Raw genomic sequence first — 13,361 nt, forward strand, 5'->3', positions numbered from 1 at the left:
GGAGTTGCTATGAATAAGAAGAAAAAAGTAACGGTACTGATTGCTGATGACCAAACGCTCTTCCGGGAAGGGATTAAAGATGTGTTGACCGGGGAGAAGTGGATTGAAGTGGTTGGGGAAGCCGCCGACGGATTGGAAGCGGTTGCTAAGGCAAAAAAATTGAAACCCGATGTGGTTTTGATGGATATCAAACTGCCGAAAATGGACGGTATTAATGCCACGCGCCAAATCCGCCAACAGTGCCCCGAAGTAAATGTACTAATGCTTTCCAGTTTTGAGGACGAAGCCCACGTTTTAGATGCTATTCAGGCGGGGGCCAACGGCTATTTGTCCAAAATGCTTCCGGCTGCCGAACTCGTCAACTCTATTAAAACTTTTACCAGCGAGGGCTTAATGATTCCCCAGCAGTTAATGGGCAAACTCCTCCACGGCCTGCGCAAAATGGGGGATAACGGTATGCCCTCCCAGGCTACGCTGACAAAGACCGAAATTAAGGTAATGGACTATTTGGGCAAAGGGTTAAGCAATAAAGAACTGGCCAAAGAGTTAGATTGCAGCGTCAAAACGATTAAAAACCATTTGAACAGCGCTTTTCATAAATTAGGCGTAAGCAGCCGTACGGAAGCCGTGGTAAAGGCTATTGAAAAAGGGCTTATTTCGTCGGAAGGCCGGACTATTTCGGACGATACGGACGGAGAATAATCTATGCAATCAAAAGGGCCGTTTGCACTTTTTCGGCACCGCCGCGGGCAAGCCACTATTGAATATGTGCTTATGCTTGCCACGGTGGTGGTGGTGCTGTCGGCCTTTTTAACGGCATTTCACACGCATATTGTGCGGTTTTTGTTTATCTTTATCGGGCAGTTACTGGCAAGTTAAAAATGTTTAATTGGCAGCGTATAAAACACAAACTCCAAGAGAAAAAGGCTCAAATTCTGTTGCCTTCGGTGCTTCTTGCGCCTATTTTTATCTTGGTTATTTATTTGCTGTTTGAAACCGCCAAGGTGTCTATGGCTAAGGTCCGCGAACAATTTGCCTTGGATAATGCCGCCTATACGCAGGTGTCTGCCGCCAGCACTTATTTAAACGCTTTGGGTATGGTCAACGGGCCGCTCCCCTACCGTGTAATGCTTTATTACAAAGACCAAAAGGTCAACGCTACCGACGAGGCCAAACGCCAAGGCCGCCCGGCACAGGTAAGCGTTTATGAACTTTTTTACCACGGCGGCGGAATCCCCGCTATCGGGCCGGATTATGAAACCGGTATTAACCCCCCGCCGAAAGCCGAATCTACCGATTGGGGGTTGCGCTATGACCCCGCTATTACCACTAAGGACGAAAACCACTATCCCCGCACCGATTGGGAAAAGGAATCGCCCAAGGAGCCTTCGTCCGGCGAGTGGGTGCCGGTGATGAGCCGCGACCTGGTGGAAAACTATTATATCCCGGGTGTGGACTTTGCCAAAAACGTAATTCAATATTATTTGGAAATGTTTTTGTATGTGGGCTCTACTTATGATTCCCAGACGTATGTGTATAAACAAAACAGTAAAAATGCCGTTATGTTCCGTTCCGTATATTATTTAAACGTAAGTAACTGCAAACGCTCCGACTGCGCCCGCCAGAGTGCCGCCAAATTGCGCAACTATTTGCCGCTTAACTCACAGCCCTTTTACTTAAATAACGTGCGTTTTTTCTTATCCGACTCCTCCCGTTCCGGCGCGCACTACGGCGCATATAACTTGGATTTTAATATGGAGGAAAACGTCAAGAGCAAAATGTTCCAGTTTGCGTATCTGGACCCCGGGTCCCGCACTCGCTTGCGCCAGTTTGGGCGCGGTATTGTGCTGAAACAAAACTATACATTGCCTAAAAACCATTTTAATATTAATTTGGAACAAAAATATAAACCGTATGTGCGTACCACCGTTAAATTACAATGCCCGCGCGCCAATAATAACTGCGTGTGGCCAAACCCGTTGCCTAAGTATAATGTAACGCTGGCGCCCTGATATTTATGATGATGAAGAACTTTTCTCTCTTTCGCTCCCGTCGCGGGCAGGCCACTACCGAAGTGGTACTGCTGTTTCCTATTTTTGTTATTTTTATTTTGTTTATTATCAAAATCTTCGGTTTGCTGATTTTGAGCCAAAAAATGGAAATCGCAGGTTATTATGCCGGGCGGCGTTTTCAGTTGCAGTCGCACGTAACGGACTATTATGCAAACACTTGGGATAAACGGTTTTTAAAGAAAGATATTCAAAAAAAGATAGAAAACTACTTGGGTTTTAATAATCCGGGTATGAAGAAATTTTTAAGTTTAAATGAATTAAAACTGGATATTAACACTTCCGGCACTTGGACGAAGGTAGTAATTACGGCCCGCACGCGTCCGCCGCGGATCCGCTTTTTGTGCAAGTACAACCGCGACCAGATTTGCCAACAGGATGCCAAATGCGTAAAAGGCTATAACTATTTGTGCGAAACCGGGGGCGAGGTCGTCAGCACCAAATATGTAGGCGCGAACGAGCGTCCTTCGCCGTACCAGCGCCCGGAAGGACGGTAACATCATAGAAAATACCCTTGACAAGAGGGTGTTTTCTGCCTATACTAAAAGTAGGTAAATATAACTCTGTGTTTGAGCGCACCCCCGGGTGCGGGTCAACAAGAGTAGTTTTTATTATTATGTGAAGGGGTTTTGTATGTTTAAGTTAAAACCGGGAAATGTATTCCAAAAGATAAATAAAATGGACCGCAAACAGGCCTATACTTTGGGGGCGATTGTGGTGGTGGTGTTTGTGGCATTAATTACAATGGCTTCCTTTTTGGGCAAGGCGGACGATTCTTCTTTTGACGGGTTTAATTCCCGCGGGTACGATTTGGCCCAAATGCCCTTTGTAAACGACGAGGCCGAAGAATATTTATTAGCATCCAAATACCCCGATATGCAGGGTAATAATTCTACTATGCTTTACAGTTCGTCCGAAAAAGAGGAGCGCCAGGCGGAAGATGCCGCACAGGCCGAGGAAGAGGCCTCCGGCGATACCTCGTCCGATACGGCTTCTGCGGATTCGTCTTATTCCGGCTATTCCGGGCGCGGTTATTCGGGCCGTGGCGGGGCCAGAACGCCTACGCAAATCGGCCAGTTGGGTTCAGCCAGTATGCGCGGGTCGGGCGGCAGCGGCATTAGTGCCACTTGGGGTGCGCCTAAAGGGGACTTTTCTCCTTATAAAAGCCAGGATAAAGGCACCGAAACCCCCTTGCAGTTAAAAAATACGGACGCCAAAAAGGCTTTATCCCAGTTTGCGCGCGGAAGTGCCGCGGCGGCGGGGTTAAAGGACGGCAAAAGCATAAATGCCAAACGCGCGTTAATGGGTGCCGGAATTAAAGGCAGTGAAGCGTTTTCCGAAACGGGCGCGGTAGATTTGAGCAAAGCGGGCGGCCTTAATTTGGATACCAATGCCCCCGTATCGTCTGCCGACTTATCCAATTTGGATAAAAAGATTGACGATGCCAATCAAAAAGGTAAAGACGAAAAAAAGAAAGAGGATGAAAAATTTGGCAATACCTTGGCGAACGATTTGTGGAAACAAGTGCTTACCAAAGCGGTAGATCTTGGTATGCAACAGTTAAGCGAAGGCATTGATACGTGGATGGCCAATATCTCTGCCAACAAGGCGGGTAACAATTATGCGGCTGAGATTGGTAAAGAAATTTTGAACAAAGATATATCAAAATTAACGCCGGAAGAGAAGAGTTTATTTGCTTCTGCTATGGGTACAACTGCCGATAAGTTACCGCCTAGTGGCTCTGCCCGTTCTCTCTATCGTCAATCTACGGGTGCCGAGGCCCCCGCGGAGCCTGTCCGTCGTACCGCCTCGTCGGATAATCCTTCCGGCGGTACGTCCAGCCCGACGGCTTCCGCAGAAGACGATACTTATAATAAAGAGATGGCCCGCTACAACAAAGAATTGCGCAAAGAAGAAAAGGCTTTTGGCAAGGCTATGCGCCCGGCTTTAAGCAGTGGGGAAGGTGATCTTTCTCGCCGGTACCAAAGCACGCGTGTGGCGGCGTACAATTCCCGCGCTAAACACAGCAAGCAGGAAGTGGTGCCTGTACAAGGGGATTCCAAATCAGGATTCGAGGAATACGAACGAATAAAAGCAGAGTGGTTTAAGAAGATGGATTCCTATAAGAAGAAGGCAGAATTGTATAAGCAAGAGCAAGAGGCTAAACGTAAGCGTAACGAGCAGAGCCTTGAAGAACAAGAACGAATACGAAAATATGGATTGCAGCAAGTGTAAAATAATAAATATAGGTTGCAGCGAGCATAAAAAATTTAGTTTTTAAGTTAGGAGGAATTTATGAATATCTTTAAATGGCTGACAGGCCGGGCCGGAAAAATGGCTCTTTCCGCCGCGCAAGCGGTGGGGCTTTCTGCCGTGGTGGGGGTGGCCGGTATTGCCGCTTGGCAATATTTAGATTCACCCGCCGACAACACGGCCTTCAATCCCGCCGCCCAGTACGACCCGGGCGAGGTGGTTTATGTCGCCGGGGCGTCCGGCGGCGCTTACGGTGCCAATGGCGAGGTGGAATCTGCTTTTCGCGCCAAACCTTCCAAGGCGATTGAAATGACCGAAAAAATGACCTTGGCGCAGAAGCAGGCGCAGGCTATGGAGGATGACGTAATTCCCTCTGTTTCCGTGTCTCCCACGCCGTCCGCCTATCAAATGGGTGCAACCGAAGGCTTGGGGATGAACGCAAACGACGGCAAAGGCGAGGGCCTGGACGGAAATCCCTTAGCGGCTATACAGGGCACAATGAGCGGTATGAAAGATGTTATCAGCCGTGCGCAGGCACAGGCGCAAGCCCAAGCGGGGGCGCAAAATCCGGAAGAAAAACCGGGTAAAGCCACTTTGGCAAGTGCCAAACGTACGAGTGCGGGTTCTGCCGGGGCAGGGCACGGTCAGGCATTTAATTCCTCTTTTGTAATTCAAAACAGCGGTAAAAATACAGGTTCCCGCGCTGTGGCCGGGGCAGGTTCGCCCGAAGAAGTGGGTAACATTTTTGCTTCCGCGCAGGCGCAGGCCAACCGCACCGTAGAGGGGATGCAAATGCGTTCCCGCTCCAATTTTGGCCCGGGCAATAACTCCTTGGGCACGGATAAAGATTTGTCCGTAGGCGACGCCCGCTCGTCCAAAGAGGGCAAAGATTTAGTCTTTATTCAAAAGCGTTCCGCAGATGCGGCCCGTAACCGCAACCGCTCCGCCAACGAAGGCTCCCGCGCGTTCTTGGCAAGCACCAAGGTTTCGGGCGGTATGCGCATTGTGGGCGACACCGTGGCTATCGGCCAAGGGCAAGGCTCTAAGGATTTTGATAATGTAAATGAGGCGAATTTGCGCGGCATTGGCAAGTGGACCCAAAGCGCGGTGGATGAAGCCACTCAGCGTATGCTTGACCGCCAAAACCTGCAAAAATGGCTCTGGCGTGCGATTGCCACTTGCTTGGCCGCAATGATTGCGATTCCGCTGTTAAAGCACTCTTTTTGGGGTATTTTTGCGGCGATTGCTATTTCCGTGGCGGCGTTGGCTGTTGCGGCGATGGCGATTGTTAAGGGTGGCCAGTTTGCCAATAAATGGGGCGGCTCGGGTATGTCCACAACCGTAATGATAGTGGGCGGTTTAATGGCCGCCGGGGTTGCTATGGCTTGGGTTTTTAGAAGAGCCTTTAAGGATTTCTATAAATTTATTGGAGAAAAATTGGGGTTAAAAGGGGCAGATGCCGCTAGTGCAACAACAAAAAGAGCAACGGGCACAGCGGGAAAGATATTTAGACCTGATGCCCTGCCAAAACCTTAAAACGGAAAATAAGGTATGCAAATTGGAAATTTGATTATTGAGCCGTGGAATAAACACAATGCTATTTGGCGTGTGGTTGCGCTTTTGCTAGTAGCGTTGTGGGCGGTATGGGGCGCGGTAATTTATTACGAAAGTGCCCAACTGTCCGCCAAAGTGCGCGCAGAAAAAGAGGCGCAACAGCGCGAGGAGGAACGCTTGGAAAGAGCGGCCTCTTACCGCCGCGCCGCTCTGCAACGGCAAGCGCAGCCGTCCGGCGTGCAAAACGCTGTGGACGCGTTTAAACGGTAAGGAGAAAATTATGAACGTGTTTAAATTTTTAAGAAGCGTCTCCGGCAAGGTGCAACTGACGGTGCTTAATACCTCCGTTACCGCGCTTGCTGTGGGTGGTATTGCTTCGGCCACCTTGTTTGGCGTGGGTGCCGAGCAGGGCAAGCAGGAGTTAGCCGTCCGTTCTTTGTCCTCTGTGGCGGGAACAGCCTCCTCTTATGAGGGGTTGCAGGAAAGAAACGGACAACTGACCTCTATTAACATTGTAGATTCCAGCAATAAACTGGCTAATCCGGATGATGTCGCCCGCTTGGGCGATAACGGCTCGGCTAGCCGCTTTGGACTGGATAAAGTAGATAACGTGGCGGGTTCCTTAGGTCAAGCCGTTCAACTTTCCGGCTCTGACGGTTTAGGGATGAACGCCAACGTGGCTACGGAAGTGAATAATTCTACCACTGGCGAAGCTCGCCGCTATTCTGCGGGCGGGGCTGTAAACAATGCGGCCCGCCGCGCGGCGGCCAATAACGGGGGGCGTCCGGTTAATACCTTAACGCGCGCCTCTATGGGCTCTGTTTCCGGCGGAAATGTGTTTAACCAAGCCTCCGGCGCCTTGGGTGGCGGACGCTCCGGCTCAAACGGTTCGGCGGGCGGAAGTGATTATCAATTTTCGGGCGCAATGCCTAGCGGGTCTAACTTGGTGTCCGCTATGGACACAGGTTCCGGCGCCAGATTACAGACGGCGGGTTTTGTTCCCGGTGGCAGACAGACAACTATTGCCAGCGGTAAATTTTCCCGCGGCGGAAATGACTTGCAGGCTATTGCCAAACGCTCTGCTGATGTAGCCGGCAACAGCCACCGTGGCGCAAACGAAGGTTCTACGGCCTTTTTGGCGGGTTCCAACAACTCGGGCGGTATGCGCGTGGAAGGTGGTGTGGAAGTCGGCACGACGGGTTCGGCTGATTTTAAAACGCCGACGAACCAACGCTTGAAAGCCGTCGGCAATGCCGCTAAAAAAACCGAAGACGAAGCCAAAGCGCGTCAAAAAGCCCGCAATACGCTTACCATTTTGCTGTTAGCCAGCGTGGCGACCACGGCGGCGGCTATTGTGTTTGGGTATAACTTAATTTGGAATGGTACCAAGCAAAGTCTGGCCGGCACTTGGCAAATTATTGCTGGTATGGCTATTATTGCAGCGGCAATGGCAAGTTCTATCGCTACCTTGGTAAAAGCAGGGCAGTATGCCTCGCGCTTTGGAGGGGGGGCTCTTCCCATAGCGGCAAGTATTATCAGTGGTTTGTGTGTCGGTGCTTTGGGCTTTACGATTGCGGCGGCCTTTGCTAACAAAAAGAGCCCGCTTCATACCTTTATGAATAAAATAACGGGCGCAATGAAGAAGTTTGCTATGAAGGAAGGCAAAAATTTTGCCAAGGCAGAAGGCCTTAATCAGTTGAGAAAAGTGGGCACAGATATTATAAACGATAAATAAAACTTATAGGCGGGGGCGTGTGCCGTCCCCGCCTTTTTGCGTGAAATTATGGCAGAACCAAATAAACCGACCGAACAGGAAGAAGATATAAAAACTTTGCCGCTGTTATGGCAAGAGGTTAAAAATCTTGCGCGCTCCAAAAATGTGCGCATTGTGGCGGCGGTTTTTTTGGTTTTACTGTTGTTAGGCTCTGTGGTCCCTGTGGGGAAAATTCCGTTTCTGCGCAATTTGGCGTGGGCTATGGGATATTCGCCTGAGGAAACGGAAAATATATCCTTTTTAAAGGCCCTTTTAACCTGGAACGAACATAATAAAATTATGAACGGCGAACGCCAGGACCCCGACGGCTCAAATGTGTTTGCGGGCGATTCCGGCTCGTTAAAAGAGCAACTGGAAAAGGCTAAGGCTTCCCAACTGTTCAATTTGCGCGCATTAAACGCATCCTTGGCCCGTCAGGGCCGTGCGATGGACGCCCTTGCCACCGCATACAGCCAAGTGGATACGGGCGACGGTATCAAGCGCCCGGGAGTGGCTGTGCCCACTAACGCCGTGGCCAAAACGCAGGCCAACTCCACCCAGCAGGCCGAGGTGTATTTCGGCACGGATTCCTCCGCGCTTGCCCGTAATCCTAAGGACGGTTTTGATTCCACCCAAACGCTTAAAAAAATTGCCAACGCCAATATTGCAGGCGGTAGCGGTACGGATTGGTTTATGCACGCGGTGGATAAGGCTAGGAGTATGGACTCGGGCCTTACTGCACTGACCCAAACGCTAAAAAAGGGCGGCGGGCTGACCCCGCTGAATATCAATGCCGATTTTAACACGAACAAAGCCCGCAGAGACTTATATTATGTATGGTTGACGAGTATGGCGGCCAAAAGAGCCAAGAATCCCGGCCTTAGCAAAATGTTGGCGGGGGCGGGTTTTAGCGGGGCGGAAATGCCCAAGCGCGTGTTTGATTCCTCGGGTATGGCCGGAGGAATGGGCATTGACCCCAACAGTATGGTGGCGGAAATGGACAGTATCAAAATGGCCCTGCACCAGGAAGAAATGTGTAACGCCACTTTAAAGGATACGGGCGGGAGTATTGACGAGCAAATTTCCAGTTCGTACGAAGCCATTAAAAGTTTACCCGGTTCCTTTCCGGCCAGTTGCGACGACGTAAACGGAAATTTTACCAATAATTTGGCAGGCATCCGCAATAGTTGCAAGGCGGTTGAAAAAGCCTATTCCAATTTAAACAGTACCTGCGGCGTGAAAATGAAAAACGCCCAAACCGAAAAATGCACCACCCTGCGCTTGGAAGATAAGTACGATACTTATTCCAATTATTGCGAGCAGGAAAAGGAACGCTGCCAAACTTTGGCTACGCTAGAAGAGCAGGAGTCCTGTATGGCAGCGCGTAAAAAATCGGCTGATTACGAGGGTGTCCGCCCGTCGGATATTGAAGCCACGGTTAATGACACTTTTGCGCGCGGGGCGGACTTCTTTCCGGAACCGGAGTGGGGCTCGTCTATCGGGGAAAATTTGAAAGATACGAAATTAACCCCTTGAAAAAAGGCGATTTAATTGTATAATAGAAGTAAGGGAGTACGCATAAAGAAAGTTGTTACGGGATGGGTATCCAGTTCCGAACAACGAATTTCTTTATTTATGTATCGGGATAAAAAAATCCCTTGGCTCTGTAAAAAAGGGCCTGACCCAGCAGTTTTATTTTAATAGGAGGCACTTATGCCAGAGGAAAAAGATAAAAAGAAGTCTTTATTCCCCTTTTTAGGCGCGTCTGATGCCAAAAAGGATAATAAAGACAGTTTTACCTTTAGCGATAAGATTAAGAACAGCAAGCCTATGGGTTCTAAATCTTTTGCTAATCGTGTTTCCTCCAAAATCGGGAGCGACGGCAAACCCAGACAAACTCTCTTTGAGAGAACCAGACGGGACGCGCCGTTCTTCATCGCCGCTTTGGTGGCGCTCTTGTTACTGCCGTTCTTGTATAAGTACAGCGGACAAGTGAGCGAAGAACCTATGGTTACTCCCGGGAGTGAGGAATCCGTGTTTGACCCCGAACGGTACGGCTTTGATACCGCCACGGGCAACCCGGACGGTCAAATCGCCCAGTTTGCGGGGCGCGATTCGCTTAGTTTGATTAAAATGGGCGATGATACTTCCGCTACGGACGAAGTAACCAATGATTATATTCCTTCCCACGACGGGTACGACGCTTCGCAAGAATCCTCTACCAGTACGGAAGTGGAAGAGAATAATACTAACATTTATAAACGTGCCGCGGCTCCTGCCACGCGTGCGGCTTTCCGCCGTGCGGCTACCAAAATCAATCCGCTTTCTTCCGCTGGCTTAACCTCCCGCGGCGGTAGCAGATTGGGTGTAGGTATGTGGGGCGGCGGTATGAAAACGGCTGCCCGCAAAGTGGGTGCCTCTGGTCCGCGCAACAGCCCTAAGCCGGTTTCCTTGCAGCCCTTGCAGGCGGCGGGCAAACCGTCCAGAACCTCTTTTGGTAATGGGTCTGCGGCCGAAGCCAGACGCTCTAAGGATGCTATGTCCAAAGCCAATGCTATGCAGGCATTAATGGACGCGCAGATGAAGCCTGTCCAACCCGGCAAAATCGGCGGTTTGGGCGGCGGCAATTTTGGCCCCGGCGGCGGTAAAGGCAATTTGGACCGTAAATTCACCTATAACGGCAAAGAACCCTGGTGGTGGGATATGATGAAAACCCGCGCCCAGAAAGAATGGGAAGCCGAATTTAACCGCAAATGGGACTGGATTAAGTGGAAAGATAACCTGTTAAAGACCTGGTTGGCTGGTGCGTTTAACTGTTTAGTTACCGGCGACGAAGACGGTGCTATGGGTAAAGTGTTTGGTGCCGCTAAGGGTGCTGGTAATGCCGACAAATGCGGTAAATATACTGCCGAAAGTTGGGCAAAATGCGAAAGATGCCGCAGTTTTGGTGAATTTGGCAAAGATGCTTGCCATGGCTTGTTTAACTACAAGGGTGATGACGGTCAAAAGGACCCGTGGAGCGGTGGCAACCAAAACAGTGAAAGTTTGGGATTTTTCAGCCAGCGTATTGACTGCCTGAGCAATGGCTTGGGCGGCGCGTTTGGCAAAATGTGGAGCAAACTCTTTGGTAAAAACAAAGGGACCTTTGCCGAAGCAGGCGACTGCAACACCTTTGCCAAAGACGGTATCTATACCGCCGACTTTGACAGCACCAAAGATGCCGGCAAATGGACCGTGTTCCACTATGTGGTAGGTATTCCTACGGATATGTTGTCTAAATACTATAAAATGACGCCTACCAAACAAGCGCAAGAATTGGTGGTGGGTTACATTGATAGAGGTACTACATTTAACAGCAACATCTCGGCAATGACGAAACGCAAAGACTTTGTGCCGTTGTTCGTGGAAAGCGTTGCTATTAAAAATAAAAAGATTAGAAAAGATAAACCCGCGCCTACCAAGCCTTCCTCGGGCACGGCTACGGCTGATGCTGGTAGCAAAAATACCCCCGCGCCTACCAAGGCTTCCTCGGGCACGGCCACGGCTGATTCTGGTGGTGATGTTTCCCCCGAAGAGGTAGCGGCTTTGGAAACGCCTATTAAATACACCAAATTCTTGGGTGTATTGCGTAAAGGCGGTATTATGAAAGATGCGGGCGACACCAACGCCAAAGATTCTTTGTCTGTTTCCACCAAAGGTGCCAAACAGGGCAAAGGCTTTGTAACGGGTGCGCGCTGTCCGTATCCGTTGGTGCGTATCACTTGCGAAAACCACGCCACGGTTTCCAACCAGGGCGCTAAGATTAACGGTATGCCGTACGCTCACTTGACGTTTACCAACGGTATGGCGGGTGACGAGGCTTACAACGCTATGAAATCCCGCTTCCTGATTTCGTATATGATTCAGGGCGAAGATAACGATGTGGCGTCCGCGATTACCACCTCTACGAATATTGCACACGGCCAGTATTATGATATTCCGCATATGGATATCAAACCGTACAAAGGTTCGTGGAGCGAGCAAATGACGGGCTCCGGTTTTGTAACCAACTCGTTGGGTAAGGAACGCAATGCCCAGAATTTGGCCACGGGTTACCAAGTAATTGCGAACTCCGCCAATATCAAAAAGTTGCGCGGTTCGGATAGAACGAACCCGTCCAACCGTACGATTATCACTTGGGAAATCCGCCAGTGCGACAGCCTGTCCGTGGACGGCGAAAGCATTAATAAAGGCGGCTGCCAAAATGGTGTAATCAAAGAACGCGACGAGAAAGGCAAAGTTACGGCTATTTTGGGCCAAGACCGCCCGGGCCGTGTAGTCAGCACCGCTACCTGCGTGTATGACGACGGCGGAAACAATTACATCGGCTTCCCGGTGGAGTTGGGCGGTGATAAAGATCAGGACCCTGTGCCGCCGCAGAAGGACGTGAAACCTAGCGGGAACGATCCGCAAGAAAAAATCTTGCAGTTTGCGGATAATATGAACGGAACCAAAGGTATTCCCACTAAATACCAAGAACGCACGGGCTTGCTTCAAATTCCGACGCTTTCCGTAAACGGTAAAGGTGGCGCCAAGCCGTTCAATGAAACGCTTAATAGCAAGGAGTGTTTGGCTGTTGGTGTAGCCCGCGGTGGTGGTGCTGCCCCCTTGTTACAGCAGGATGTGGCGGCTGATTATATTAACAGCGTAATTGCCAGCACGAACGCTTCGCCGGCGTTTACGGCGGCGAATACCAAGTTCGTACACTCCGGCAAAGTAAGTGTGCCGCAGTTGGTGGACGCTATGACGGTAGCCTATGCACAAGATAAAAATGCAAAGGTTCCGCTGGAAGTTGTTTGTTCTTTGGGTAAAACCATTGGGTATAACTCCTATGACCCGCAAATGCTGAAATTGCGCGCTCCGTGGAGAAATACGTTCGGTGCGTTTGCTGCTTACACGAGTGCGGACTCCTCGTATTTCCCGGCTCCGCTTACGTTGCAGAACTCCAAGAACCATGACTTAGCCAATATGTCTGATGCGCAAATTAAAAGATTGATTATTGCCGATAGACGTTTCTTGGGTTGCGGTGCTGTAAAGCAGGGTAATGGTCATACCGTTACGGCTATGGCTAGCGTAAGACCGTACCATTATGGCCGCTACAACTGGAACGAAATGAGCACGGGCGATAAAGCAGATGTTCCGTTTATCGGGCAAACGGGCCGAGATGGATATCTGTCTGCTTTGGAGCGTGGTGGTTGGGTAACTAATGCTAATGACCCCAAAGCCTATCCTCTGCACGCCATTGCGGAAGCAGTTGGTTTCCAACGCAGGGAATCCGTAACGAAGCAGGAATTGGCTGCTAGTTCCAACAAGACGATTGATGCCTTGAACCGCAGGGCATATTTATCGAAGTATATGCACTTGTTTAACGAAAGCCCGAATGACCCGTGCGGTTTGGGAGACGGGGAAATGAACGTAGAAGATGCTTTGCTCTACATTGGTGCATTGTGCATTAATGGGAAAAATGCAAAACCGAGCAACAGCAACAATAATAAATGTGGTTCATATTATGGCGTGGCTGGTGAATCTACTACTAGCACCTATGATTCAAATGAAACAATTGATGTGGACCACCTGATGTAGAATAAGCAGTTGTTTTAAAGTTGTATTACCCCGGGGGGATAAAACCTCCCGGGGTTTTTTCTTTGTCCTTTTTTTCGTTATCTTGGAAAGTCAACCGGCGCGGAGTGGTC

10 protein-coding genes are annotated in these 13,361 nt (G+C 49.9%); all 10 read left to right on the forward strand.

The annotated features are described in order from the left end of the window. Positions 1–9: 9 nt before the first annotated feature. Positions 10–702, forward strand: a complete 693-nt coding sequence (locus ACZOTW_RS02950; protein WP_177748202.1) for a response regulator — start codon at positions 10–12, stop codon at positions 700–702. A 3-nt stretch (positions 703–705) separates the two neighbouring features. Then, the gene (locus ACZOTW_RS02955; protein WP_177748199.1) at positions 706–879 is read left to right on the forward strand and encodes a class III signal peptide-containing protein; all 174 of its coding nucleotides are present in this window, start codon (positions 706–708) and stop codon (positions 877–879) included. A gap of 2 nt (positions 880–881) precedes the next feature. Further along, complete coding sequence (locus ACZOTW_RS02960; RefSeq protein ID WP_428040295.1) at positions 882–2,012, forward strand: hypothetical protein; 1,131 nt, start codon at positions 882–884, stop codon at positions 2,010–2,012. Positions 2,013–2,017: 5 nt separating this feature from the next. Further along, entirely contained in the window at positions 2,018–2,566 is a 549-nt protein-coding gene (locus ACZOTW_RS02965) for a hypothetical protein (protein ID WP_177748193.1), read from the forward strand. Between the two features lie 136 nt (positions 2,567–2,702). Continuing rightward, positions 2,703–4,304: a hypothetical protein gene (locus tag ACZOTW_RS02970; protein ID WP_483997439.1), complete on the forward strand. Its 1,602-nt coding sequence runs from the start codon at positions 2,703–2,705 to the stop codon at positions 4,302–4,304. 60 nt (positions 4,305–4,364) lie between these two features. Next, on the forward strand, positions 4,365–5,858 hold the full coding sequence (locus tag ACZOTW_RS02975; RefSeq protein ID WP_483997440.1) for a hypothetical protein: 1,494 nt from the start codon (positions 4,365–4,367) through the stop codon (positions 5,856–5,858). Positions 5,859–5,873: 15 nt separating this feature from the next. Then, positions 5,874–6,146 carry a hypothetical protein gene (locus tag ACZOTW_RS02980; RefSeq protein ID WP_428040292.1) on the forward strand — a complete coding sequence of 91 codons (273 nt, stop codon included), beginning with the start codon at positions 5,874–5,876 and terminating at the stop codon, positions 6,144–6,146. A gap of 10 nt (positions 6,147–6,156) precedes the next feature. Continuing rightward, positions 6,157–7,611, forward strand: a complete 1,455-nt coding sequence (locus ACZOTW_RS02985; RefSeq protein WP_483997441.1) for a hypothetical protein — start codon at positions 6,157–6,159, stop codon at positions 7,609–7,611. Positions 7,612–7,659: 48 nt separating this feature from the next. Beyond that, the gene (locus ACZOTW_RS02990) at positions 7,660–9,165 is read left to right on the forward strand and encodes a hypothetical protein (protein ID WP_483997442.1); all 1,506 of its coding nucleotides are present in this window, start codon (positions 7,660–7,662) and stop codon (positions 9,163–9,165) included. A gap of 177 nt (positions 9,166–9,342) precedes the next feature. Continuing rightward, the gene (locus ACZOTW_RS02995; RefSeq protein WP_483997443.1) at positions 9,343–13,251 is read left to right on the forward strand and encodes a hypothetical protein; all 3,909 of its coding nucleotides are present in this window, start codon (positions 9,343–9,345) and stop codon (positions 13,249–13,251) included. Positions 13,252–13,361 lie beyond the last annotated feature (110 nt).

The organism is Candidatus Avelusimicrobium sp. (genome assembly GCF_056976295.1).